This is a genomic window from Streptomyces sp. MnatMP-M17 (assembly GCF_900091995.1).
Lineage (GTDB): Bacteria > Actinomycetota > Actinomycetes > Streptomycetales > Streptomycetaceae > Streptomyces.
In genome coordinates, this window is the sequence record NZ_FMDK01000208.1 from 1 (window position 1) to 23,830 (window position 23,830).

Below are 23,830 nucleotides of genomic sequence, written 5' to 3' on the forward strand. Positions count from 1 at the left end.
CCCCGCCCCCCCCCCCCCCCGCCACTCTCGCCGAGGGCATCGCCATCCCTCGTCCGCCGCGCGCCCGCCAGATCCTGCGCGCCGTAAGAGACTCCGGCGGCACCTTCCTCACCGTGACGGAGGACCAACTCCGCGCCGCCCAGCTCGATCTGGCCGCCCGAGGCCTCTTCGTGGAGTCGACGGGCGTCGCCTGCTGGGCGGCGGTGGCCGACTGGACCGACCGCTCCGTAGTCGTACCGCTGTGCGGCGCGGGCGCGAAGACCGGGCTGGCACCCAAGGCCTGACGAGGCGCCCGGACAGGCCTGACTGACCGACCGACTACGGTCCGGGGCGGGCCAGGGGCACCGAGCTCACCAGCCCTCCTGCTCCGCCGCCTGCCGAGTGAACGGAGCCGTACGCACCTCCAGCCACTCCGTACACCCCCAGGCGCCGGCCGCGAGGGCGACCACCACGGCAAGGGCGGCCGTCCACTCCCGGACCCGTAGTACGCCCAGTGTCAGGGCCCAGACTCCCAGTGCCAGCGCGGGCATCCCGAAGAACATCAGCGGCAGCTCGACATAGAACAGGCTGACATCCCTCTCCCCCTCGAAACTGCCCTGCACTCCCGGACCGGCGCCGATCCCCCACACCACGAATCCGACGATGAACCCGCCCACCACGGCCAAGGCCCCGCTGCACCCGAGGCCTGCCCTGCCACCGTCTCTTTCCGCTCTCTCCACGCCACGGGGGACGCGGCCCGGCGCCTGTCAGTTCCGCCGTCAGTTCGGAACGGAAGACGACGTCATCAGCGCCGGACCTGGATCAGCGCGTGGGTGCCGCTGGTGCGCCATCGCTGGTCGTGCGCGGCGACGAGCGCGGACTCCGTCCGCTCGTCCAGTCCGACGATCACTTCGGACTTCAGTGTGCGCAGAGCCGCCACAGGGCCCGGGAAGTACGCCGTGCGCTCGGCGAACGGCGTGGTGGCGGGCCAGAGTTGATCGCCCACGAGACGCCGGTAGTTCAAGTCGCCTTTCATGATGGTCACCGTGGCCTCCGCGAAGTCCTGACGCAGATCGTCGGGCATGTCCGAGTACGGCAGAGGCGCGCACGAGAAGGCGTGCGCCCGTACGACGAGCCGACCGCGTCCCATGGCCGCCCAGAGCCGTTCGCCGACCACTCCGGCAACACCGTCGGCCCGTTTCATATGGCGCAGGCAGTCGATCACATCAGCGGTGGTGGCGTCGGAGACGAAGTACGGGTACGGCTTGACGTGCAGGACGACATGTTCGGCGTGCTGGTGCCGCAACAGGTGGTCGATCAGGAGCAGATCGGGGACGAGTTCACGTCCGGCGTTGTCCGCGACGAGGCATACGGTGTTCGGTCCTCCGGCGGGCAGCAGCGACCACAGCGTCTCGGAGTCGTCCGCGACAAGAGGACCACCGGCGCCGGCACCCGTACCACCGCCCGCTCCCCCACCGCCGGAGACCAGATGGAACCCGAGGTCCGCGCGGTTGCCCCACAGGGAGCCCTGAAGCAGCGCACGGCCCTGCTCGCCGACGGTCCGCATGGCCAGCCGGCCCAACGCCGCCAGCTCGGCTTCCGCCTCTCCGGTGCGCAGCTCGGCCAGCTTGAACGGACGGAACGGATCGAGGCCCTGCCACGGTCCCGGCCCGAAGTACCCGACGGCGCCGAGAAGCCTGCGGTAGAAGTAGCTCTCCGCCCACAGAAACGGCGCATCGAACCACGACCCGCCGACGTACCCCCGGTCCCACCCCACCCACAGATCCCGGTCACGCGCATCGGCCCCAAGAGGCTCGATCACGCCCTCCGCGCACTCCCCAAGCAGAACATCAAGCGCCCGGCGCTGCCCAGGACCGTACGGAAAGGCATCACGCACTCTCCCGACGAGCGCCGGATGCCGCTCGGTCAGCACACCCCAGGAAAAAGATCCGGGCTCGTTACTCAAAATGACGGGCGCATCAACGGTTTCGGCCATGCCCCGATGATCCCCCGGAAGGAGCATACGTGACACACGGTAGCGCTGCGTATATGACACAGCACACGCCCGTGGTCGTGGAGCGGGCCGACCAGGACGATGTTCTCACCGAGCGCGAGATCAACCGCATCATCGATGAGCGCATGACGAGCCGTGCCCCAGCGTCCCGATCGAGGACGTGATGACAGAGACGCCGGCCCGCAGTGAGTGAGTACCGCACCGCCGCCTCAGGGTCGGCAAATCCAGCACGGTAGGAACCTGAGGGCCCACTCCCGGAGACGCGGACCCCTTCCGCCGTCGCCGGAGAGCGGAACCGCACCGGCGCCTTCGCGCTGCCGCCGCCCGGACGGCTGGTTCGCGGAGAATCTGGACCGCCTCCCCGAGGCACCACGCCACACCGAGCTCATCGACGGAGCCCTCGTCTTCATGACGTCGCCCCAGCGGTGGTGGCACGGCCACCTCGTCACGATGCTCACCCTGGCCCTCATGGAGCAGGCACCCGCCGAGGCCGAGGTCAGCCGCGAGATGACCATCAAGCTGGACCAGCGCAATCGGCCGGAACCTGACCTGCTGGTGACCACCGCCGCCTACGACGCCGACCGCACCTGGTTCGCGCCGGACGAAGTCCAACTCGTCATCGAGGTCGTCTCCCCCGAGTCCGCCCATCGCGATCGTACGGTCAAGCTCGGCAAATACGCGGAGGCCGGCATTCCGCACTACTGGTGCATCGAGGACGAGGACGGACTCCCTGTCGTGCACGTCTGCGAACTCGACAAGCCGACGCGCGCCTACGCACCCGCCGGTATCTTCCGGGGCTCACTGAAGCGACCGGTCCCCTTCGAGATCAGCCTCGACCTGGAGAAGCTGACCCCGCCCCGGAAGGGCTCAACGCGAAAACCAAATCGCTCAAAGCAACCGCACGGTCACACGTTGAAGCATAATGTGGAGCGTAGAGCTGCCACCTGCGAAAACGTCGTCAGTGGCTGGGTCTTCCCAGCACCACCCCAGCACGGTCGCTTCATCCCAGCGTGTTCGGTCCCGCTCACCGGTCACCGGAGTTGCCTCACCGGCCAGCCACTGTTCACAGCGACCAGACTCCGGTCCCCGCATCCGCCCGGCCTCGTCGGGCCCGGCCGCACTAGCGGAAGTAACAACGTTCATAACGTGCGCTGGGGCGCGTCCACGCGAGCCTCATGGGCGAAGGCCCCCTCCGAAAGCACCGGAGGGGCCTGAATCGCTGCGATCTCACCTGCGCGAAGAACAAGCCCAGGCGCTGTCCCACCAGAGCACGGACACCCTGTCGGAGTGGATTACCTTTGAGACGGTGACGCAACGACCGACCAGGCCGAAGGGACGCCACTCACTTGAATGTGACGCCACTGAGCCCCGAGGGGCTTACCGAACTCGGCGGATTCGAGCCGCTCGGCCGGATCGGCCACGGCGGCAGTGGTCAGCTCCACCTCGGCGACTCGCAGGGCGGTGAGCCAGCCGCCTCAAGGCCATCAGGCCGACTGTGATGGACAGCGAGCCCCGGAGGCGCTCCGCACAGGAGACCGACGCGCGCGCCTTCACCGAGCTGATCGGCCTCCTCGGCCGCGCGGCGAACCCGAACCCAGAGCGCTATGCCAGCCTCGGACATCGACCATCTCTTGATCCGCCATGCGAGGGTCAGTGCGAAAGTGCGCGAACCTCCCCACCTACCTGGAGAACCGTCGGCCTTCCGCAAGGCCGCCGCGAGGCCAAAATACGCGCCGCTCACACTCACTTCCAGGCCCGCCTGGGTGCCGAGATCGCCGCCAGCCGCCGGACGCCCCCGGCACCACCCACCGGTATCCACCCATCGACAGCCTCGCACTGGCTACCATAATCCCCCGAGGACGACGGATCATGAGCGACGACGACGCAGAGAGGCAGCCTCTACTTCCCATGCCTGAAGGTCTCTTCAATGTCTCGGCGCCCGCTACTCAAACAAAGATCAGCGTCGAGCTGGACGACGCCGGTTTCAGCACCGACGTCGAGACCGAGGACCTCGGCGAGCGGATCGACAGCCCCTTTGACCCTGATCTGATCGAGGTCCAGACGCGCAACCCCACGGTCGCTCTTCTCCTCAACAGAATCCGGCGCAACACCATCGACCTCGCCCCGGACTTCCAACGTCGCGCGGGGATTTGGACGCGGCAGGCGCAGAGCCGTCTCATCGAGTCGTTGCTGCTACGCATCACGCTGCCCACCCTGTACGCAGCCGAAGGCGACGAAGACATCTGGGCCGTCGTGGACGGAGTGCAGCGGCTATCCACGATCGCCCGGTTCGTCGCGCCGGAGACCATTAATGCAGAGCCTTTGCGCCTGACCGGTCTAGAATACCTCACCGAGTACAACAACTGCACTTTTGACGACCTTCCGGGACGCCTCCAAACCCGCATAGAGGAAACGGAGTTGGTGGTCCTCCTCATCCGGCGTGGGACCCCTGAAGAGGTCAAATTCAATATTTTCGCGCGCATCAACACGGGCGGCCGTCCCCTCACCCGTCAGGAACTGCGCCACGCCCTCATCCCAGGCGAGGCCCGCGAGTTCCTCGCCGGTCTCGCCCGCTCGGAAGCATTCCAGGCGGCAACTGCACAGAGCGTGTCGTCTGAGCGTATGTCGGACCGGGAGATGTGTCTGCGGTTCCTCGCCTTCTCCCTCACTCCCCCGGAGGAGTACACAGGACAGGACTTCGACGGCTTCCTACGCAAGGCAATGCACGCGCTCAATCGCCTCGGTCCTCTCCAGCTCAGAACGCTCAGCGACGCATTTGAGGGTGCCATGTATGCCGGACTGACAGTGTTCGGGCAGCACGCCTTCCGGAAGCGATTCCGTGACTACACCCGCCGCAACCCTGTCAACAAAGCCCTCTTCGAGTCGCAGGCAGTCACTCTGTCCCATTACTCGAAGGACCAGATCCGTACCCTTTCGGCACGGCATGCTCAGGTGGAGGAGAGATTTCTTCGTCTAATGGAGAACACGGACTTCTTCAACGCCGTATCCGCAGGCACAGGAGACGCCGGCAAGGTCAAACTTCGCTTCCGGATGCTGGACGAGATGTTCCAGGAGGTACTGAAGGATGCTTGAGCGCATCGGCATCACCAACTTCAAAGCCTTCGCCCGCCAGGACATCAATCTGGCGCCCTTCACCCTCCTCACCGGGCTCAACTCATCCGGCAAGAGCACGGTCCTGCAGACCTTGGCTTTGCTCCGGCAGTCGCACGAGGCCGGACTCCTGGACGAGGCGGACGACTCGGGCGGCTTCCTCCTCAATGGTGAGCTCGTGAAGCTCGGTACCGGCCAAGATGTACGCCACGAGTCGTACACAGAGGACGATCCGGACATCACGCTGGCGGTCGTCAAGGACGAGATCCGCTACGCCTGGCGAGGCCGATACGGCCGCGAGGACGACCTTCTCGGCCTCCTCGAAGCCCCGACGGGCCCCGCGTCCTGGACCACCCACAACCTGCCAGCCCTCTTCGGTCAAGGCTTCCAGTACCTCAAGGCTGATCGCATCGTCCCCGACGTCAGCTACCCTCGATCCCACGATGCGGCTGTCCGCCGCAGCTTCCTCGGCGCCCGAGGCGAGCACACCGTCAACTTCCTGCGCGCGCATCAGGACGACACCGTGACCGCCACGTCGCTGCGGCTGCCGGAGCAATCCTCCACGTCGCTCCGCGAGGCAACGGACTACTGGATGCAGCGGCTGTGCCCCGGCGTGAACATCGAGACCGTCGATATCCCGGGCACCGACAGCGTCAGGCTCAGCTATGGCTTCGGCTCAGGCGTATCCGCGTCCAACCGCTACCGGCCGACCAACGTCGGCTTCGGCCTTACGTACGCACTGCCGATCGTCGTCGCCTGCGTGTCCGCGCAACCCGGCTCGCTGATCCTGCTAGAGAATCCTGAGGCCCACCTTCATCCCCAGGGTCAGACCTGGCTTGCCTACCTCGCCGTCGCCGCCGTCTCGGCGGGTGCGCAGGTCATCCTGGAGACGCACTCCGACCACGTACTCAACGGACTGCGCATCGCCGTTAAGGACGGGCGCATCCCCGCCTCCTCAACCGCCGTGCACTTTTTCCGCCGCAACGGGCAGACCGCTGAGGTCATCAGCCCGGGGATGGGAACGGACGGAATGCTTTCCGACTGGCCGAAGGGCTTCTTCGACGAGTGGGAGAACTCGTTGGAGCAGCTCCTCGACTGACACGTGAGCCCATGAAGAGGGCTCAACTTGATGATGTGACCATGCAATTGTGGGGGGGGCGTAGTGCCGCTGTTGCTGTTCCTGAACGAATTGTCCTGCGCCTCAGAGGCCGACCCGATACGTATCGACAAGGCCATGGCTTCCTTCGTGAACACTCTCAAGCACCTCAGTTCCTGGCAGAGCCTGTCCTTGACGACACAAAGTCCTTTGCTCAGCGCCGAGCTCGCCTGCGGCTACGTCTACCAGCAGTGGGTACATGCCTCACCGCTTAACCGTGACCGACACCGTTATCTGCTGGCCCTGCGCAACCGGCGCTCCCCCTTCGACCCCGTACTCGAAGAAGCCGGCCATGAACCGTCTGAGATCGAGTACCTGCACGATGGCCTGCCCGCGAAGGGCATCGGCGCAGCCCATCTCATGGGCGGTCTCGCCATCAGCCTCCCCGTAACACCGACGTGGGCAACCTCGTGGCTCGACGTCAACATCCAGCGTCTCGGCGAGGACGACATCGAGTACGACAAGGACCGCGTCCGTCATTGCTCCACCCCAGGTGAGGCCGACGAACACGAGTCCTGGGCGCGTAGCACTGGCCTCCATGCCCTCACTAGCCCGACGGAGCTCCTCGCCGCCTGGGACAACTTCTTCCCCTCCCTGGAACGGCTGCCTCGCTTCGACCGCGATCTGACGCGACTCGATGTGAAGTGGTTCCGGCCTGTACGCGAGCTCCTTGCGGAACTTCAGGCGACGGCTGCCGACCACTGGGACCTCGACCGTTCCCCTGAACCCGACTGGCAGAACCCCCACATCACCCCTGAGTCCCAGAGCCGACGCCACCTCTGCACGTTCGCAGATCCCGCATCGGCCGGAAAGTCTGAAATTTTCACCTGGCACGGACGTATGACACCGGGTAAAGGGAGGTTGTATTTCCGCCTGGTGCCCGAGCGGAAGATCTTCCGCCTCGCCTACGTGGGTCCGAAACCGGGAAGTGACCGCGAGTCTTGACAACGGCCCGCAGACATGCAAATTCTACGAAGTCACAGCTGTGGATCAGACACACGAAGATCCCAGTAATCTGCAGCCCACCGGCAGCGACGGTCAGCTTTGCCTTCCCCCATCGGAGATGTAGGCGACAGCCCGGTTGGCAAAAGCCTCCGGCACACTGTCCTTCAAAACATTCGTACGGAAGGCTGCGAACTTTTCCGCTCGCAGCCACCGCAGGGCTTGTTCGGGAAATGTCCACACAATTGCCGACCGAGCGGATGAGCGGCGGGGTGGCGGCGGCGCCCAAACGACCGATGTACGTCGCCGGGCTGGAGCCGTACGTAGCGGGGCAGGGGAACAACGCGAAGGTTAAGTCCGTTTGGCCGTCGACCTAAGCCCACCCAGCAGGGAGCCCTCTGCGACGGTGGAAGGCAAGTCCCCTTGGCGCAATACCTACCAGGCCCTCAGCGTCGATAGGAAGCCTGTCCCTGACAGGAACGTCCTCTTTGGCCACTCACGCTGTCCAGTCCGGCATGGAGTGCAGAATGGCCGCCTCAGCCCGCCACGAGAAATGAAGACACGTCAGATATCCCAGCACCATCCCAGCCCAAGAGAGAACCAGGGGTCCGAATCCGAGGAGTCGGACCCCTCCTGAACTGTGCATTTGACAAAATCGGCGTGGTGGAATTGCGCCTAAACGTTGAAGCGGAACTCGACCACGTCGCCGTCCTGCATCACATAGTCCTTGCCCTCCATGCGGGCCTTGCCGGCGGAGCGGGCTTCGGGGACTGAGCCGGTGGTTACCAGGTCGGCGAAGGAGATCACCTCGGCCTTGATGAAGCCCTTCTGGAAGTCGGTGTGGATCACGCCGGCCGCTTCCGGGGCCGTGGCGCCCTTCTTGATCGTCCAGGCGCGGGACTCCTTGGGGCCTGCCGTGAGGTAGGTCTGGAGGCCCAGGGTGCGGAAGCCGACGTGGGCCAGGGTGGCGAGGCCCGGCTCCTGCTGGCCTACGGACTGGAGGAGTTCGAGGGCCTCCTCGTCGTCCAGTTCCGCGAGGTCGGACTCCAGCTTGGCGTTGAGGAAGATCGCCTCCGCCGGAGCGACCAGGGCGCGCTGCTCGTTCTTGAAGGAGTCGTCCGTCAGCTCCTCCTCGTCGACGTTGAAGACGTAGAGGAAGGGCTTGGTGGTGAGCAGATGCAGTTCGCGCAGCGGCTCCGCCTTCTCCGTGCCCTGGACGATGCCCGCGGAGAAGAGCGTCTCACCGGTCTCCAGGATGGCCTGGGCCTCCTCGATCGCCTTGACCTGGCCCAGCACCTCCTTCTTGATCCGTGACTCCCGCTGGAGGCGTGGGAGGACCTTCTCGATCGTCTGGAGGTCGGCGAGGATCAGCTCGGTGTTGATCGTCTCGATGTCGTCCTTGGGCGAGACCTTGCCGTCGACATGGACGACGTTCTCGTCCTTGAAGGCCCGGATCACCTGGCAGATGGCGTCCGACTCACGGATGTTCGCCAGGAACTTGTTGCCCAGGCCCTCGCCCTCGGAGGCGCCGCGCACGATGCCGGCGATGTCGACGAAATCGACCGTGGCGGGAAGGATCCGCTGGGAGCCGAAGATCTCCGCAAGCTGGTTCAGCCGCGGATCCGGCACACCGACCACACCGACGTTGGGCTCGATGGTGGCGAACGGGTAGTTGGCCGCCAGCACGTCGTTCTTGGTCAGGGCGTTGAACAGGGTCGACTTGCCGACATTCGGCAGGCCGACGATTCCGATCGTGAGCGACACGTTGGCGACTTCCTGGAGTGAGGACTGGCAGAAGGAGGACCGGCCGAGGACCGGGATCCGGTTGATGGCCTGCTTACGGCCCGGGGGACCGATCCCCCAGTTTACGGGCGGGCCGCGGCGGTCGATGACGGGTTCGGGGCGCCACCCGACGCGCGCCGGGATCTCGAACTCAACGCCAAGGTCACCCAAAGGGCGTGTCCATCGCCTGATTCCTCACCGTGTGCCACCTACGTTGTAGCGGTGGAGCAGCACAGGACACGTCAGCCCCGGCGCCGGCAACGGCCGCAGAACCCGCCCTCCCCGCAGGGTGCCGTAACGGGATCCGCGAGCGTGTACCGGCTGCCCGGGACGACGGCCCGGCGTCGGCTGTCACCGTCCGGCGCGCTCCGCCCGCGGAAGCCCCCCGCCGAAGCGGCGAAGCCCGGCACACTGGAGAGGCTCGGCGGGCTGCGCAGGCTGCGGAAACCGCGCAGACTGCCCAATCCCCGGTTCACCGGGCTCGGCGCCGGACTCTTCGCCGCCGCCACGATGCTCTGCGTCGCCTTTCTGGACCGGCTGCTCCTCGACGGCGCGCCTCTGGTGTACGGAGCGCTGTTCCTGCCGGTCAGCGCGGTGACCGCGCTCTGGGTACGCACCGCCGATCTGGTGACGGCTCCCATCAGCGTGCCGATCGCCTTCGCCGTCGGCAGCTTTCCCATCGCCGGCGGCTCCGGCGGTTTCGGCGGCCACACGATGGCGCTGGTCACGGCGCTGGCCGTACACGCCGGCTGGCTGTACGGCGGCACGCTCATCGCCGGGCTCATCGCGTCCGTACGGAAGGTGCGCCAGATGGGACGTCGGCAGCGCGCCCGGGACGCCGCCGCCCTCAGGGCCGGTTCCAAGGTCAGACCGGCCCGGACCACACCTCCCAACGGCGCCACCGCGTACCGAGCCGTACGCCGCGGTTAGCCGCCGCGAACCGCCCCGCGCACCGCCCCGGCGCCCGTACCGATCCGGATCCGCCGCAGCCCGCCCCTACCTACCGCCCCGCCGCCACCATCGCCGCGCCCACGATCCCCGCGTTGTTCTGCAGCTCCGCCGGAATGATCTCGGCCCGGATGCCCTCGATCAGCGGGAGGAACTTCTCGGACTTACGGCTCACTCCACCGCCGATGATGAACAGCTCCGGCGAGAACAGCATTTCCAGATGCTCCAGATACTTCTGCACCCGGTGCGCCCAGTGGTGCCAGCTCAGCTCCGCGTCCTCCTTGGCCTTCGACGACGCGCGCTTCTCCGCCTCATGGCCGTGCAGCTCCAGATGGCCCAGCTCGGTGTTGGGCACCAGCTTGCCGTCGATGAACAGCGCGCTGCCGATGCCCGTGCCGAAGGTCAGCAGAAAGACCACACCCTTACGGCCGCGCCCCGCGCCGAAGGACATCTCCGCGACGCCCGCCGCGTCCGCGTCGTTCAGGACGGTGGTCCGCAGATTCAGCTTGTCGCCGAGGAGCTGTCCGGCGTCCGTATCGATCCATGATTTGTCGACATTGGCTGCCGTACGGACCACAGAGCCCGTGACCACACCGGGAAAGGTGATCCCGACCGGGCCCGACCAGCCGAAATGCCGCACGACCTCCACCACACCGTCGGCGACGCTCTCCGGCGTCGCCGGGTGCGGGGTCAGTACTTTGTGCCGCGGCTCGGCGAGATCGCCGCGCTCCAGGTCCACGGGCGCGCCCTTGATGCCCGAGCCACCGATGTCCACTCCGAAGACGTTCATGGACACAACGTTACGGCCAGACGCTGACAGCGACTTCCGGGAGAACGGCTCGCGACCGCCTCCTTACGAATCCCGCCATGCGCTCCCCCGCTGTTCTCACTTCTCCGCGAGGGCCGCCGCCTCCGCCCGCAGATCACGGCGGAGCTCCTTGGGCAGCGAGAACGTGATCGACTCCTCCGCCGCCTTGACGATCTCGACATCCTCGAAGCCGCGCTGCGAGAGCCACTCCAGAACGCCCTCGACGAGGACCTCCGGTACGGACGCGCCCGAGGTGAGACCGACCGTGGAGACGCCCTCCAGCCATGCCTCGTCGATCTCGTCGGCACCGTCCACCAGATGGGAGGCGCCCGCGCCCGCGCCGAGCGCGACCTCGACCAGCCGTACCGAGTTGGAGGAGTTCTTGGAGCCGACGACGATCACCAGATCCGCGTCGGCGCCCATCTGCTTGACCGCGATCTGACGGTTCTGTGTGGCATAGCAGATGTCGTCGCTCGGCGGCGAGATGAGCTGCGGGAACTTCTGCTTCAGCGCGTCGACCGTCTCCATCGTCTCGTCCACCGAGAGCGTGGTCTGGGAGAGCCAGACGACCTTCGACTCGTCGCGCACCTCGACGCCGGCGACATCGCCGGGACCGTCGACCAGCGTGATGTGGTCCGGCGCCTCGCCCGAGGTGCCGATGACCTCTTCATGGCCGTCGTGGCCGATCAGCAGGATGTCGTAGTCCTCGTTGGCGAACCGGACGGCCTCCTTGTGGACCTTGGTCACCAGAGGGCAGGTCGCGTCGATGGTGGCGAGCCGGCGCTCGGCCGCCTCCTCATGGACGACGGGCGCGACACCGTGCGCCGAGAACATGACGATCGATCCCTCGGGAACCTCCGCCGTCTTGTCGACGAAGATCGCGCCCTTCTTCTCCAGAGTCCTGACGACGTACTTGTTGTGGACGATCTCGTGACGGACGTAGATCGGCGCCCCGTACTGTTCGAGCGCCTTCTCCACAGCGATCACGGCGCGGTCGACACCCGCGCAGTAACCACGGGGAGCGGCGAGCAGGACGCGTTTGCCGGCGCGGCGCACGGCGTCTCCACTGGGGGCGGCGGCGGGCGACGGGCGGGACGTGGCAGTCATGCGTCCCATCGTAAGGCCGTTCAGAAGAGGCAGAAGTTCGCCCGTCCGCCCGACACTGGGCGTACGTGGCCGGTGTACGTAACGGGAGTACGTGACGGGCATACGTAACCGGCGTACGTGACCGGGCATACGCGCGCGACGGACGGGCAGGTGACGGACCAGCGGTGGACGATCGAGCGGCGGAGGGCCGGAAGACCGGCCCGGCGGCCGGTGAGCCGCGTACGGCCGGCGGCGGGCTCCGGCGGACACTCGGCTTCCGCGATCTCGTCGTCTACGGACTGCTGTTCATCGCTCCCATGGCGCCGGTCGGTGTCTTCGGCACGCTCGACGCCAGGTCCCATGGATCCGTGGCCCTGGTCTATGCCGTCGCGACCGTGGCGATGGCGTTCACCGCCTTCAGCTACGCGCAGATGGTACGAGTCGTCCCGCAGGCCGGCTCCGTCTTCGCGTACGCGCGCAAAGGGCTCGGCGAAGGGCCGGGATTCATCGCCGGCTGGATGGCGATGCTCGACTATCTGCTGATTCCCGCCGTGGCCTATCTCTTCGCCGGGATCGCCATGGAGGCGCTGGTGCCCTCCGTCGACCGGTGGATCTGGACCGCGATCGCCGTGGTGGTCACCACACTGCTCAATCTGTGGGGAGTACGCGCGGCGGCCCGCGTCGGCTTCGCGGTGCTGGCGCTGGAGATCGCGGTGCTGCTGGTGTTCCTGGTGGCGGCCGTCGTCGTGCTCGCGCGCGGCGGCGCGACGCGCGGCTGGTCCACGCCGTTCACCGGTGACGACGGCTTCTCGACGGCGGCGGTGCTGGGCGCGGTGTCGGTCGCGGTGCTGTCGTATCTGGGCTTCGACGCGATCGCCTCGTTCGCGGAGGAGGTGACGGGCGGTTCGCGACCGGTGGCGCGGGCGGTGCTGTTCTGTCTGGTGCTCGCCGGTGTGCTGTTCGTCGTACAGACATATCTTGTGGCGCTGCTCGAACCGGCGACCTCCGCCCAGTTGGCCGCGGATCCGGCCCGGCAGGGCCCGGCGTTCTACGACGCGGTGGACGCCTCGGTCGGCACCTGGCTCCATGATCTGGTGGCGGTGAGCAAGGCGGTCGGAGCGGCGTTCGCGGCGCTGGCCGCGCAGGCGGCGGCGGGACGGCTGCTCTTCGCGATGGGCCGTGAGCACCGGCTGCCGTACGCGCTGTCGCGTACGTACGCGGGCGTGCCGCGCGTCGCCCTGCTGCTGGCCGCCGTGGTGACGCTGATCGCGGCCGTCTGGGCGGCCCGGCGTGCCGACGGTCTGGACCGGCTGGTCTCGGTGGTGGACATCGGCGCGCTGACGGCGTTCGTGCTGCTGCACGCGTCGGTGGTGGGCTGGTTCGTGGTGCGCCGGCGGGAAGGGCCGCCGCGCTGGTTCCGCCATGCGGTAGTGCCGGTGATCGGCGCGGGCATCCTGATCGCGGTCGTCGTGGAGGCGGCGGGCTCGGCCCAGACTGCGGGAGCGATCTGGCTGACCGTGGGCCTTGTGGTGCTGCTGGTGCAACGGGGACGGCACGGTCGACGGCGGGGCCGCCCCGTAGAGCCTGCCCGGCGCTGAGCGGCGGAGCCGGGAAGCCGCTTCGGGAGTGATGTCGTAGGCGGCGGATACGCTCCTTGGTATGGCTCTGCATACGTCTGCGGACGCTCCGCTGCCGGTCGGCGAGGTGTCCCGGCTCATCGGCGGGTGGATCGACCGGCTCGGCGCGGTCTGGGTCGAGGGACAGATCACCCAGCTCTCGCGCCGGCCCGGCGCGGGCGTCGTCTTTCTGACGCTGCGCGACCCGTCGTACGACATCTCGGTGAGCGTCACCTGCTACCGGCAGGTGTTCGACGCGATCGCGGATGTGGTCTCCGAGGGCGCGCGGGTCGTGGTGCAGGCGAAGCCGGAGTGGTACGCGCCGCGAGGGCAGCTCTCGCTGCGGGCCACGGAGATACGCCCGGTCGGCATCGGTGAACTGCTCGTGCGGCTGGAGCAGTTGAAGAAGTCCCTGGCCGCGGAAGGGCTGTTCGCCGCCGACCGCAAGAAACCGCTGCCTTTTCTCCCGCAGTTGATCGGGCTGGTCTGCGGCCGGGCGTCGGCGGCCGAACGGGACGTACTGGAGAACGCTCGGCGGCGGTGGCCCGCGGTCCGTTTCGAGGTGCGCAACACGGCGGTGCAGGGCGTCAACGCGGTGGCGCAGGTGATCCAGGCGGTGAAGGAGCTGGACGCGCTGCCGGAGGTGGATGTGATCATCGTGGCGCGCGGCGGCGGCAGCGTCGAGGATCTGCTGCCGTTCTCGGACGAGCAGTTGGTACGGGCGGTGGCAGCGTGCCGGACACCCGTCGTCTCCGCGATCGGGCACGAGCCGGACTCGCCGCTGCTGGATCTCGTGGCGGATGTCCGGGCCTCGACGCCGACGGACGCGGCGAAGAAGATCGTGCCGGATGTCGGGGAGGAGCTGGACCGGGTGCAGGCGCTGCGCGACCGGGCGCTGCGGACGGTACGAGGGCTGCTCGACCGCGAGGAGCGCGGGCTCGCCCATGCACTGGCCCGTCCGGTGATGGAGCGGCCTCACCGGATGGTGGACGAGCGCGCGGCCGAGGTGGCCGCGCTGGCCGACCGGAGCAGACGGGTGCTGCGGCATCTGCTGGACCGCGCGGACTCGGAGCTGTCGCACACTCTGGCGCGGGTGGTCGCGCTGTCGCCCGCGGCGACGCTGGAGCGCGGGTACGCGGTGCTGCAACGGCCCGACGGGACGGTCGTACGGTCTCCGCACGAGGTCACGGCGGCCGAGGAGCTGAGGGCCCGGGTGGCGGAGGGCGAATTCACGGTACGGGTCGCGGACGCGGAGTGAGCCGCGGCGCGGGTGCCGGGATCGTTGACGGAGTCGTTGTCGGATCGCGCACAGGCGCGCGTACAGAGCCGTACAGAGGCGCACAGAGGATGGATGACATGGCCAGGACGGACGAAGCCGCCGTGCTCGGATATGAGCAGGCACGGGACGAGCTGATCGAGGTCGTACGCCGGCTGGAGGCGGGCGGTACGTCCCTGGAGGACTCGCTGGCCCTGTGGGAACGGGGCGAGGAACTGGCGAAGGTCTGCCGCCGCTGGCTGGAGGGCGCGCGGGCGCGGCTGGACGCGTCCTTGGCCGAGGAGAAGGCCGAGAGGGGGGAGGAGACACGGGACGAGGCGTAGGGACGGGGAGCAGGCTGGGCAGGAAGCCGGTTCGGGAGACGCGACGGCTTCGGGAGACGCGACGCGGAGCCGCTCCGAGGACGGGAACCGCACGGCGGCGGCTGTGAAGTGGGTCACTGAGGCCGTATTTAGTTGAAGGTTCATACATCTGCTTGTACCGTGAAGGCGATCACCCGATCCACCACGCCTCCGGAAGGTATTCCAGATGTCCCTCCACCTAGATCCCGCAGCTCAGGACCTTCTCTTCCGTGAGGCGCGCACCGCCAACACGTTCACCGACGAGCCGGTGACCGACGAGCAGGTGCGGGCGATCTACGAGCTGGTCAAGTACGGCCCCACCGCGTTCAACCAGTCGCCGCTGCGTATTGTCCTGGTGCGGTCCGCCGAGGCCCGTGCGCGCCTGGCGCCGCTGATGTCCGACGGCAACCGGGACAAGACCGTCACCGCGCCCCTGGTCGCGATCCTGGCCGCCGACAACGAGTTCCACGAGGAGCTTCCCCGGCTCCTTCCGCACTTCCCGCAGGCCAAGGACGCGTTCTTCAGCGAGCGCTCGGTCCGTGAGCAGACCGCCTCGATGAACGCCGCCCTCCAGGCCGGCTACTTCATCACGGGCATCCGCGCCGCCGGTCTCGCCGCGGGCCCCATGACCGGCTTCGACTTCGCCGGCGTCCAGAAGGAGTTCCTGGACGACGACCACACGCCGCTGATGATCATCAACATCGGCAAGCCCGGCGAGAACGCGTGGTTCCCGCGCAACCCGCGCCTCGACTTCGACGACGTCGTCACGACCGTCTGAGCACCGAGCCACCAGCCACGCGAGGCCGCCGTCCGCAGAGGACGGCGGCCTTCGTCATACAGACGCCGTACAGATCAGGCAGATCCGGTGTACGACCGGAGTGGGCACATCAGGGCTGCTGCGTCCCGGGCTGCCGCGTCCCGGGCTTCAGCGCGGCGGCCATCTCCGCCAGCCGCTCGTACGAGGCCGTGCCCGTCACCACCGTCGTCGCGTTCCCGTCCGTACGGACCAGGGCGTCGTACTTGGGCCCTTCCCAGCGCTGCCAGGCCTCGCCCGCCACCTGCGCCGTCCTGCCGGTGTCGGTCGCCTCCTGGCTCACCTCGGGCACGTAATTCCGCGCGGGCGCCGTGGACTGCTCGACGGCGACATACTCGCCGTCCGGCGCCAGATAGCCGAGATGCCACGCGTCGCCGTCCTCGGTCCGGTACGAGACCGACGTCGGCTTCCACTGCTCGGTGAGGCCCGCCGGCGCCAGGACCGGATACGGCGCGGCCCGGCGCGCGGTCAGCAGCTCGACGCGGTAGTCGACCGCCTTGACCGGAACCGCTGTGTCGTCGTGCGGAATGAACACATAGATCCCCGCGACGACGAGTCCGATGACCGCCATCGACAGAAACATGTCCCGCACCGTCTGTCCGCCTCGCATACCTGCCATCGCACCATCGTCGCATCGGGGTGTCCCGCTCATCCGTGGGCCCCTCTGCTCAATCTGTCGGCGTACGGATAGAGTCGTATCACCCTCTTTTCCGGCCGTCGCCGTACAGAAAGGTGCGTTCCGATGACCGAGCATCACCTTCCGCCCCCTCTTGAGGTGGCTCCCGAAGCACCCGACCGCAATCTCGCCCTGGAGCTGGTCCGGGTCACGGAGGCCGCCGCCATGGCGGCCGGCCGCTGGGTCGGGCGCGGCGACAAGAACGGCGCGGACGGCGCCGCGGTGAACGCCATGCGCACGCTCGTCTCCACGGTGTCGATGAACGGTGTGGTCGTCATCGGCGAGGGCGAGAAGGACGAAGCCCCGATGCTCTACAACGGCGAGCGCGTCGGTGACGGCACCGGCGCCGAGGTCGACATCGCGGTGGATCCCATCGACGGCACCACCCTGAACGCCAAGGGCATGCCCAACGCCATCGCCGTACTGGCCGCCGCCGACCGCGGCGCCATGTTCGACCCGTCCGCGGTCTTCTACATGGACAAGCTGGTGACCGGGCCCGAGGCCGCCGACTTCGTGGACATCAACGCGCCTGTCGCCGTCAATATCCGCCGGGTCGCCAAGGCCAAGCGCTCCTCGCCCGAGGACGTCACGGTCGTCGTGCTCGACCGTCCCCGTCATGACGGGATCGTCAAGGAGATCCGGGAGACGGGCGCCCGGATCAAGTTCATCTCGGACGGCGATGTGGCCGGTTCGATCATGGCCGCGCGCGAGGGCACCGGTGTCGATCTGCTGATGGGCGTGGGCGGCACGCCCGAAGGCATCATCTCGGCGTGCGCCATAAAGTGCCTCGGCGGCGTCATCCAGGGCAAGCTCTGGCCTAAGGACGAGACGGAGCGGCAGCGCGCGATCGACGCCGGGCACGATCTGGACCGCGTCCTGTCCACCGACGATCTGGTCAGCGGCGACAATGTGTTCTTCGTCGCCACCGGTATCACCGACGGTGAGCTGCTGCGCGGAGTGCGCTACCGCTCGGAGACCGCGACGACCCAGTCGCTGGTCATGCGCTCCAAGTCCGGCACGATCCGGCAGATCGACTCCACCCACCGGCTGTCGAAGCTCCGGGCCTACAGCACGATCGACTTCGACCGCGCCAGATAGGGCACCGTCAGCGCGGACGATGCGGATGATGCGGACGATACGGACAGGGAGAGGGCGCCCCGTTGTGCGGCGGGGCGCCCTTTCCGTATCCGCGATCCTCAGCCCGCGGCGGCGATCCGCTCGCCCGCCGCGGCGGCCTTTCTCAGCTCCACCTCGCGCCGCCTGCGGCGCGCGAGCACCACCCGGCGCTCGGCCGCCGTCAGCCCGCCCCATACTCCGTACGGCTCGGGCTGGAGCAGCGCGTGCTCCCGGCAGTCCACCATGACCGGACAGCGGGCGCAGACCCGCTTCGCGGCCTCCTCCCGCGCCAGCCTCGCGGCTGTCGGCTCCTTCGACGGTGCGAAGAACAATGCGGCTTCGTCACGGCGGCACACCGCCTCCGAATGCCAGGGGCCGGCCTGATCCTCCCGAGCGGGACTCCGCTGGGAGGGCACGGCGGCGACCTGCAAGGGCTGATGCGGCAGTTGCAGCACGGTCTACTCCTGACGACGGCTTCGCGAGCGAGAGACGATGCAGCTTTCCCTACCCGCTGTGCGCGCTCCTAAGCACTGAGTGGCACCGAGTTCGGAGTCCGTGAACGCCGTACGGAATTACGGACGCTCAATCACCACTGGACGGCTTTGGCCGGAAAGAACCGGAAAGGAACAGTCATCTGGACCGCATGGGATCGCACGGGACCACGCGGGACCGCTAAACCCGGCTCAGTAACCGAGGTGCTTACGGAACCGGTCGTGGAGGTCCGCGACTCGCTTGCCGCGCTTGGGCTTGGCCTCGACATTGCCGAACACCGAGTATCCGTTCACGACGACGGCCGGTGCGTCCGCGTCGGTGGCCTCCAGCGTGAGGACTTCGAAATTGCCGAAGATGCCCGTACCGCTGCCGCGCAGGGAGATGTTCTCGGGTACGCGTACCTCGACATTGCCGAAAATGGACGTCGCGTTGATCACGGTGGTGCGCTGCCCGAAGAGCGCCTCGGTCAGATCGATCTCGACATTGCCGAAGAGCGCGAAGGCATTGGTCCTGCGGCCGATGCGCCAGCGGCCCTTGCGGGTCGAGCTGCTGAAGACCGCGATCAGATTCTCGGCCGGCGCCGAGGCATCCTCGGGACCGTATCCGTACCCGGCCGACGAGGGCGTGGCGGCGGCCGTCCTGCCGTCCGCGCCGACGGCGGGCAAGTCCCGTACCAGCGGCTCCAGTTCGCCGACGGTCTTGGCGCGGTAGACGGAGTCGATTCGCTCGGCATGCTCCTCGGCGTCCAGGCGGCCCTCCGCCAGGGCCTCCCGGAGGATGTCGGCGATCCGGTCCCGGTCGGCGTCGGAGGCCCGGATACCGGCGGGCTCCACGGGCGCGACCGGCTTCTGAGGGTGCTTTTCGAGGTCCACGATCCCAGGGTAGCGAAACGCGATAGATCGCGACTAGGGCTTGTCCGGCCCGACCGGGATTTGTCCGTTCTCCGGTCGGAGCCTGCCCATCCGGAGTCTGTCCATCCGGGGCCCGTCCATGCCGGGTGGCCGCGTCGGGCCCTCGCGACAGCCGCGCCGGACACGCGCCGGACCCTCCCACTGAGCCCTACCTCACAGCCGCGCTGTCAGTGCGGCGCCCTACGCTTGCAGTGCGCGTTGCCAATGGAGGCCGCGTCGCCGTCTGTCGAGTGAGGAATGGCCGTAATGCCAGAGTTTGCGTACTCCGATCTGCTCCCGCTGGGAGAGGACACCACGCCCTACCGGCTGGTGACCGCCGAGGGTGTCTCCTCCTTCGAGGCCGACGGGCGTACGTTCCTCAAGGTCGAGCCGGAGGCGCTGCGCACTCTCGCCGCCGAGGCGATGCATGACATCTCGCACTATCTGCGCCCGGCCCACCTCGCCCAGCTCCGCAGGATCGTGGACGACCCGGAGGCGTCGTCGAACGACAAGTTCGTGGCGCTCGATCTGCTGAAGAACGCGAATATCGCGGCGGCCGGTGTTCTCCCGATGTGCCAGGACACCGGTACGGCGATCGTGATGGGCAAGCGCGGACAGAACGTACTGACTCAGGGCGGCGACGAGGAAGCCCTTTCGCACGGCATCTACGACGCATACACGAAGTTGAATCTGCGTTATTCACAGATGGCTCCGCTCACCATGTGGGAGGAGAAGAACACCGGCTCGAACCTGCCCGCGCAGATCGAGCTGTACGCGACCGACGGCGGCGCCTACAAGTTCCTCTTCATGGCGAAGGGCGGCGGCTCCGCCAACAAGTCGTTCCTCTACCAGGAGACGAAGGCGGTTCTCAACGAGGCCTCCATGATGAAGTTCCTGGAGGAGAAGATTCGCTCGCTCGGTACAGCCGCCTGCCCGCCGTACCACTTGGCGATCGTCGTGGGCGGTACATCGGCCGAGTTCGCCCTGAAGACCGCGAAGTACGCCTCCGCGCACTATCTGGACGAATTGCCTTCCGAAGGCTCCGCGACCGGTCATGGCTTCCGTGACAAGGAGTTGGAGGAGAAGGTCTTCGAGCTGACGCAGCGGATCGGTATCGGCGCGCAGTTCGGCGGCAAGTACTTCTGCCATGACGTACGGGTGGTGCGCCTGCCGCGCCACGGCGCCTCGCTGCCGGTCGCGATCGCCGTCTCCTGCTCGGCCGACCGCCAGGCCGTCGCGAAGATCACCGCGGAGGGCGTCTTCCTGGAGCAGTTGGAGACGGATCCGGCGCGCTTCCTGCCGGACACCACGGACGAGCACCTGAACGAGAGCAGCGAGAGCGATGTCGATGTCGTACGAGTCGATCTCAACCGTCCGATGGACGACGTCCTCGCGGAGTTGACGAAGTATCCGGTCAAGACCCGGCTCTCGCTCACCGGGCCGCTGGTGGTGGCCCGTGACATCGCGCACGCCAAGATCAAGGAGCGGCTGGACGCGGGCGAGGAGATGCCGCAGTACCTGAAGGACCACCCGGTGTACTACGCGGGCCCGGCGAAGACGCCCGAGGGATACGCGTCCGGCTCCTTCGGCCCGACGACGGCCGGCCGGATGGACTCGTACGTGGAGCAGTTCCAGGCGGCGGGCGGCTCGAAGGTGATGCTCGCCAAGGGCAATCGTTCGAAGCAGGTCACCGATGCCTGCGCCGCGCACGGCGGCTTCTATCTCGGCTCGATCGGCGGCCCGGCGGCGCGGCTGGCGCAGGACTGCATCAAGAAGGTCGAGGTCGTCGAGTACGAGGAGCTGGGCATGGAGGCGGTCTGGAAGATCGAGGTGGAGGACTTCCCGGCGTTCATCGTCGTGGACGACAAGGGCAACGACTTCTTCACCGAACCGGCTCCGGCGCCCACGTTCACCAGCATTCCGGTGCGCGGGCCCGGCCTCGGCTGACCTCCAGGCCGTACAGGGCCCGTCTCGCCGTAACACTTTCGTGGGAACGCTTCCCGGGAACACATCGGTGCGGCCGGACGCTCTTCTTGCAGGAGGTACGACGACGATGACGACGGACGAGAGCCGGTACCGCACCGAACACGACTCCATGGGTGAGGTACTGGTCCCCGCGCACGCCAAGTGGCGTGCCCAGACACAGCGCGCGGTGGAGAACTTCCCCATCTCCGGGCAGCGTCTGGAGCGAGCCCATATCGAGGCCCTGGCCCGGATCAAGGCCGCCGCCGCCAAGGTCAACGCCGAGCTCGGTGTGATCGACAAGGACATCGCGGACGCCGTCCAGGACGCGGCGGCCGAGGTCGCCGCGGGCCGCTGGGACGAGCATTTCCCGGTGGACGTCTTCCAGACGGGCTCGGGTACCTCCTCGAATATGAACACGAATGAGGTGCTCGCCACACTCGCCACCGAGCGCCTCGGCCGTGCGGTCCATCCCAACGACCATGTCAACGCGTCGCAGAGTTCCAACGACGTCTTCCCGTCCAGCATCCATATCGCCGCGACCGCCGCAGTGACCGGCGAGCTGATCCCGGCGCTGGAGCATCTCGCCGCCGCCCTGGAGCGCAAGGCCGAGGAGTTCGGCGCGGTGGTCAAGTCGGGCCGTACGCATCTCATGGACGCCACGCCCGTCACGCTCGGCCAGGAGTTCGGCGGCTATGCCGCGCAGATCAGATACGCGGTGGAGCGGCTGACCGCCTCCCTCCCCCGGCTCGCCGAACTGCCTCTCGGCGGTACGGCGGTGGGCACCGGGATCAACACGCCGCCCGGCTTCTCCGCCGCCGTCATCGCCGAGGTGGCCCGCGCCACGGGACTGCCGCTGACGGAGGCCCGTAACCACTTCGAGGCGCAGGGCGCGCGCGACGGACTTGTGGAGACCTCGGGCCAGCTCCGTACGCTCGCGGTCTCCCTCACCAAGATCTCCAACGATCTGCGCTGGATGGCGTCCGGGCCGCGCACCGGACTCGCCGAGATCAGCCTCCCGGATCTCCAGCCCGGCTCCTCGATCATGCCCGGCAAGGTCAATCCGGTGATCCCGGAGGCCGTGCTGATGGTCGCGGCGCAGGTCACCGGCAATGACGCAACGGTCGCCGCGGCCGGCGCCGCCGGGAACTTCGAGCTGAACGTGATGCTTCCGGTGATCGCCAAGAACCTTCTGGAGTCCGTACGGCTGCTGGCCAATGTGTCCCGGCTGCTGGCGGACCGTACGGTCGACGGCATCGTCGCCCATGTCGAACGGGCCCGTGAGTACGCCGAGTCCTCGCCCTCCGTCGTCACTCCGCTCAACAAGTACATCGGGTACGAGGAGGCCGCGAAGGTCGCCAAGAAGTCCCTGGCCGAGCACCGGACGATCCGTGAGACGGTCCTGGAGCTCGGCTATGTGGAGCGCGGCGATCTGACGCTGGAACAGCTCGACGCGGCACTGGACGTACTGCGGATGACCCGCCCGTGACGCGGCACTCTAGGATCTGCGCATGACAGAGACGGCGGCGGCCGGGCACTGGGCGCCCGGCACACAGATTCTGTGGCGGTACCGGGAGAACGCCGGGGACCGGGTGCACATCTGCCGTCCCGTCACGGTCGTCCAGGACTCCGACGAACTGCTCGCCGCCTGGCTGGCGCCGGACACACCCTGTATGAAGCCCGCCCTCGCGGACGGCTCGCCGATCCAGAACGAGCCGCTGGCGACCCGCTACACCACACCGCGCACGGTGGTGCGCGACCGGTGGTACGGAATGGGCGTGCTGAAGCTGGCGCGGCCCGGTGAGCCGTGGTCGGTGTGGCTGTGGTGGGAGCGGGACTGGCACTTCCAGAACTGGTACGTGAATCTGGAGGAGCCCCGCACCCGCTGGGCCGGCGGTATCGACTCCGAGGACCACTTCCTCGACATCGACGTCTTTCCCGACCGGAGCTGGCGGTGGCGCGACGAGGACGAGTTCACCCAGGCTCAGCAGGACGGGCTGATGGGACCCGCCCAGGCGCGCAAGGTCAGGGAGGCCGGGCTCGCGGCGATCGAGGTCATCAATGGCTGGGGCGCGCCCTTCCGCGACGGCTGGGAGCACTGGCGGCCCGAGCCGCACTGGACGGTGCCCGAGCTGCCCGACGACTGGGACCGGGCGCCGGAGCGCGCCGGGGCACAGGCCCGTTGAGCGCCCCGCCGCGCGCACTTCCGCACAGCCCGCCGCACGGCCTGTCGCACAGCCCTCGCGCGCCTGCCCGTACCGCTCTTCGTACGGCCGTACGGACAGCTCTTCGCATCGCCGAAGACCTGACAAAAGTGATGGCCGGAAGCGGTCCGCATGGCTGGAACAGTGCTGACCAAGACCGTGATCACAGGGGCGCCGCCGCCGACGTCATGAGACCCTTGATGTGCCCCCAGGGTTCAAACGTAGGATCGTCCTCCGGAAGACTGCACCGGGGCAACGGGTGTGCGCAGCAACCGGCCTGACCGTTAGTCACACCGCATGTCACCAGACGTCACACCGTTAGCCGCTACGACCGCACGTCATGACGACCGTGAGTCACTACGAGGGGGTGGAGCCGTGCGTTGCGGGCCCAGCAGGAACCGTAAGAAGCCCCCGGGTGTCCTGAGACGCACCGGACACCGGACAGGGCCTGGGCACAGACCCCGGCGGGGAACGGCGCTGCCGGGACCTGACCCAGTCGCAGTGACCGCATCGCACCACCGGCCCGGACGGACGGAACCCAACGCGTGACGGAGCACCCACCCTCCCACGAAGGCAGGCAGCCGCTGGCTGCCCGGCCTCAGGAACGCACGCGCCCG

22 protein-coding genes and 1 pseudogene are annotated in these 23,830 nt (G+C 67.8%); 15 read left to right on the forward strand and 8 right to left on the reverse strand.

Annotated elements, in window-relative coordinates; all coding sequences use genetic code 11:
• The coding region (locus GA0115259_RS10235) for a pyridoxal-phosphate dependent enzyme (protein ID WP_141716510.1) at nucleotides 1–284 on the forward strand (284 nt) is incomplete at its 5' end.
• A 66-nt stretch (nucleotides 285–350) separates the two neighbouring features.
• On the opposite strand, the gene GA0115259_RS10240 is transcribed toward GA0115259_RS10235, so the two are convergent.
• Both GA0115259_RS10240 and GA0115259_RS10245 read right to left on the reverse strand, forming a co-directional pair.
• On the reverse strand, nucleotides 351–632 hold the full coding sequence (locus GA0115259_RS10240; protein ID WP_176732495.1) for a hypothetical protein: 282 nt from the start codon (nucleotides 630–632) through the stop codon (nucleotides 351–353).
• Nucleotides 633–784: 152 nt separating this feature from the next.
• Nucleotides 785–1,975 carry a damage-control phosphatase ARMT1 family protein gene (locus tag GA0115259_RS10245; protein ID WP_093594104.1) on the reverse strand — a complete coding sequence of 397 codons (1,191 nt, stop codon included), beginning with the start codon at nucleotides 1,973–1,975 and terminating at the stop codon, nucleotides 785–787.
• A gap of 29 nt (nucleotides 1,976–2,004) precedes the next feature.
• Between GA0115259_RS10245 and GA0115259_RS41660 the strand changes: the two genes are divergently transcribed.
• The 5 genes and pseudogenes from GA0115259_RS41660 (at nucleotide 2,005) to GA0115259_RS10265 (ending at nucleotide 7,205) form a co-directional block, all read left to right on the forward strand.
• A complete protein-coding gene (locus GA0115259_RS41660; protein WP_237539898.1) occupies nucleotides 2,005–2,157 on the forward strand; it encodes a hypothetical protein in 153 nt (50 codons plus the stop codon).
• A gap of 184 nt (nucleotides 2,158–2,341) precedes the next feature.
• Nucleotides 2,342–2,854, forward strand: a pseudogene (locus GA0115259_RS10250) (Uma2 family endonuclease); the annotation flags it as partial.
• Nucleotides 2,855–3,862: 1,008 nt separating this feature from the next.
• Nucleotides 3,863–5,086 carry a DUF262 domain-containing protein gene (locus GA0115259_RS10255; protein WP_202449859.1) on the forward strand — a complete coding sequence of 408 codons (1,224 nt, stop codon included), beginning with the start codon at nucleotides 3,863–3,865 and terminating at the stop codon, nucleotides 5,084–5,086.
• Nucleotides 5,079–6,203, forward strand: a complete 1,125-nt coding sequence (locus GA0115259_RS10260; protein WP_093594107.1) for an AAA family ATPase — start codon at nucleotides 5,079–5,081, stop codon at nucleotides 6,201–6,203. Before GA0115259_RS10255 ends, GA0115259_RS10260 begins: the two co-directional genes overlap by 8 nt.
• Before the next feature lie 63 nt (nucleotides 6,204–6,266).
• Nucleotides 6,267–7,205 (forward strand): hypothetical protein, encoded by a 939-nt coding sequence (locus GA0115259_RS10265; protein WP_093594110.1) that lies wholly within the window; start codon nucleotides 6,267–6,269, stop codon nucleotides 7,203–7,205.
• Nucleotides 7,206–7,877: 672 nt separating this feature from the next.
• Here the strand turns inward: GA0115259_RS10265 and ychF are convergent.
• Nucleotides 7,878–8,966 carry a redox-regulated ATPase YchF gene (gene ychF, locus GA0115259_RS10270; protein WP_093594153.1) on the reverse strand — a complete coding sequence of 363 codons (1,089 nt, stop codon included), beginning with the start codon at nucleotides 8,964–8,966 and terminating at the stop codon, nucleotides 7,878–7,880.
• A gap of 429 nt (nucleotides 8,967–9,395) precedes the next feature.
• On the opposite strand from ychF, the gene GA0115259_RS10275 reads away from it, so the two are divergent.
• The gene (locus GA0115259_RS10275) at nucleotides 9,396–9,914 is read left to right on the forward strand and encodes a DUF6542 domain-containing protein (RefSeq protein WP_093594156.1); all 519 of its coding nucleotides are present in this window, start codon (nucleotides 9,396–9,398) and stop codon (nucleotides 9,912–9,914) included.
• Nucleotides 9,915–9,984: 70 nt separating this feature from the next.
• Here the strand turns inward: GA0115259_RS10275 and ppgK are convergent, their stop codons facing one another.
• Nucleotides 9,985–10,722, reverse strand: coding sequence for a polyphosphate--glucose phosphotransferase (gene ppgK / locus GA0115259_RS10280; RefSeq protein WP_093594114.1), 738 nt, complete (start codon nucleotides 10,720–10,722; stop codon nucleotides 9,985–9,987).
• 96 nt (nucleotides 10,723–10,818) lie between these two features.
• Entirely contained in the window at nucleotides 10,819–11,847 is a 1,029-nt protein-coding gene (locus GA0115259_RS10285; RefSeq protein ID WP_176732496.1) for a 4-hydroxy-3-methylbut-2-enyl diphosphate reductase, read from the reverse strand.
• A gap of 164 nt (nucleotides 11,848–12,011) precedes the next feature.
• Here GA0115259_RS10285 and GA0115259_RS10290 point away from each other — a divergent pair, with 164 nt between their 5' ends.
• From GA0115259_RS10290 to GA0115259_RS10305, 4 genes are all read left to right on the forward strand, one after another.
• Nucleotides 12,012–13,424, forward strand: a complete 1,413-nt coding sequence (locus tag GA0115259_RS10290) for an APC family permease (RefSeq protein WP_093594121.1) — start codon at nucleotides 12,012–12,014, stop codon at nucleotides 13,422–13,424.
• A gap of 61 nt (nucleotides 13,425–13,485) precedes the next feature.
• Entirely contained in the window at nucleotides 13,486–14,700 is a 1,215-nt protein-coding gene (gene xseA, locus GA0115259_RS10295; RefSeq protein ID WP_093594124.1) for an exodeoxyribonuclease VII large subunit, read from the forward strand.
• Nucleotides 14,701–14,798: 98 nt separating this feature from the next.
• The gene (locus GA0115259_RS10300) at nucleotides 14,799–15,041 is read left to right on the forward strand and encodes an exodeoxyribonuclease VII small subunit (RefSeq protein ID WP_093594127.1); all 243 of its coding nucleotides are present in this window, start codon (nucleotides 14,799–14,801) and stop codon (nucleotides 15,039–15,041) included.
• A 205-nt stretch (nucleotides 15,042–15,246) separates the two neighbouring features.
• On the forward strand, nucleotides 15,247–15,837 hold the full coding sequence (locus GA0115259_RS10305; RefSeq protein WP_093594129.1) for a malonic semialdehyde reductase: 591 nt from the start codon (nucleotides 15,247–15,249) through the stop codon (nucleotides 15,835–15,837).
• Between the two features lie 109 nt (nucleotides 15,838–15,946).
• On the opposite strand, the gene GA0115259_RS10310 is transcribed toward GA0115259_RS10305, so the two are convergent.
• Nucleotides 15,947–16,492 (reverse strand): DUF4245 domain-containing protein, encoded by a 546-nt coding sequence (locus GA0115259_RS10310; protein ID WP_093594132.1) that lies wholly within the window; start codon nucleotides 16,490–16,492, stop codon nucleotides 15,947–15,949.
• 123 nt (nucleotides 16,493–16,615) lie between these two features.
• Here GA0115259_RS10310 and glpX point away from each other — a divergent pair, with 123 nt between their 5' ends.
• Nucleotides 16,616–17,647: a class II fructose-bisphosphatase gene (glpX, locus tag GA0115259_RS10315; RefSeq protein ID WP_093594135.1), complete on the forward strand. Its 1,032-nt coding sequence runs from the start codon at nucleotides 16,616–16,618 to the stop codon at nucleotides 17,645–17,647.
• Nucleotides 17,648–17,745: 98 nt separating this feature from the next.
• Here glpX and GA0115259_RS10320 read toward each other — a convergent pair whose 3' ends face one another.
• Both GA0115259_RS10320 and GA0115259_RS10325 read right to left on the reverse strand, forming a co-directional pair.
• Nucleotides 17,746–18,120, reverse strand: a complete 375-nt coding sequence (locus tag GA0115259_RS10320) for a WhiB family transcriptional regulator (RefSeq protein ID WP_066942704.1) — start codon at nucleotides 18,118–18,120, stop codon at nucleotides 17,746–17,748.
• Nucleotides 18,121–18,348: 228 nt separating this feature from the next.
• On the reverse strand, nucleotides 18,349–19,029 hold the full coding sequence (locus GA0115259_RS10325; protein WP_093594138.1) for a DUF1707 SHOCT-like domain-containing protein: 681 nt from the start codon (nucleotides 19,027–19,029) through the stop codon (nucleotides 18,349–18,351).
• 285 nt (nucleotides 19,030–19,314) lie between these two features.
• Here GA0115259_RS10325 and GA0115259_RS10330 point away from each other — a divergent pair, with 285 nt between their 5' ends.
• From GA0115259_RS10330 to GA0115259_RS10340, 3 genes are all read left to right on the forward strand, one after another.
• Entirely contained in the window at nucleotides 19,315–20,994 is a 1,680-nt protein-coding gene (locus GA0115259_RS10330; RefSeq protein ID WP_093594141.1) for a fumarate hydratase, read from the forward strand.
• 106 nt (nucleotides 20,995–21,100) lie between these two features.
• On the forward strand, nucleotides 21,101–22,498 hold the full coding sequence (locus GA0115259_RS10335) for a class II fumarate hydratase (RefSeq protein WP_093594144.1): 1,398 nt from the start codon (nucleotides 21,101–21,103) through the stop codon (nucleotides 22,496–22,498).
• A gap of 22 nt (nucleotides 22,499–22,520) precedes the next feature.
• Nucleotides 22,521–23,195 carry a cytidylyl-2-hydroxypropylphosphonate hydrolase gene (locus GA0115259_RS10340; protein ID WP_093594147.1) on the forward strand — a complete coding sequence of 225 codons (675 nt, stop codon included), beginning with the start codon at nucleotides 22,521–22,523 and terminating at the stop codon, nucleotides 23,193–23,195.
• The last annotated feature ends 635 nt before the right edge of the window (nucleotides 23,196–23,830 follow it).

Bases quoted from the DNA above. Each gene is read 5' to 3' on its own strand.
- GA0115259_RS10305 (WP_093594129.1), top strand. From the start codon at position 15,247: ATGTCCCTCCACCTAGATCCCGCAGCTCAGGACCTTCTCTTCCGTGAG.
- xseA (WP_093594124.1), top strand. From the start codon at position 13,486: ATGGCTCTGCATACGTCTGCGGACGCTCCGCTGCCGGTCGGCGAGGTG.
- GA0115259_RS10245 (WP_093594104.1), bottom strand. From the start codon at position 1,975: ATGGCCGAAACCGTTGATGCGCCCGTCATTTTGAGTAACGAGCCCGGA.
- GA0115259_RS10260 (WP_093594107.1), top strand. From the start codon at position 5,079: ATGCTTGAGCGCATCGGCATCACCAACTTCAAAGCCTTCGCCCGCCAG.
- GA0115259_RS10285 (WP_176732496.1), bottom strand. From the start codon at position 11,847: ATGACTGCCACGTCCCGCCCGTCGCCCGCCGCCGCCCCCAGTGGAGAC.
- ppgK (WP_093594114.1), bottom strand. From the start codon at position 10,722: ATGAACGTCTTCGGAGTGGACATCGGTGGCTCGGGCATCAAGGGCGCG.
- GA0115259_RS10340 (WP_093594147.1), top strand. From the start codon at position 22,521: ATGACAGAGACGGCGGCGGCCGGGCACTGGGCGCCCGGCACACAGATT.
- GA0115259_RS10335 (WP_093594144.1), top strand. From the start codon at position 21,101: ATGACGACGGACGAGAGCCGGTACCGCACCGAACACGACTCCATGGGT.
- GA0115259_RS10330 (WP_093594141.1), top strand. From the start codon at position 19,315: ATGCCAGAGTTTGCGTACTCCGATCTGCTCCCGCTGGGAGAGGACACC.
- GA0115259_RS10300 (WP_093594127.1), top strand. From the start codon at position 14,799: ATGGCCAGGACGGACGAAGCCGCCGTGCTCGGATATGAGCAGGCACGG.
- GA0115259_RS10310 (WP_093594132.1), bottom strand. From the start codon at position 16,492: ATGGCAGGTATGCGAGGCGGACAGACGGTGCGGGACATGTTTCTGTCG.
- GA0115259_RS10255 (WP_202449859.1), top strand. From the start codon at position 3,863: ATGAGCGACGACGACGCAGAGAGGCAGCCTCTACTTCCCATGCCTGAA.
- glpX (WP_093594135.1), top strand. From the start codon at position 16,616: ATGACCGAGCATCACCTTCCGCCCCCTCTTGAGGTGGCTCCCGAAGCA.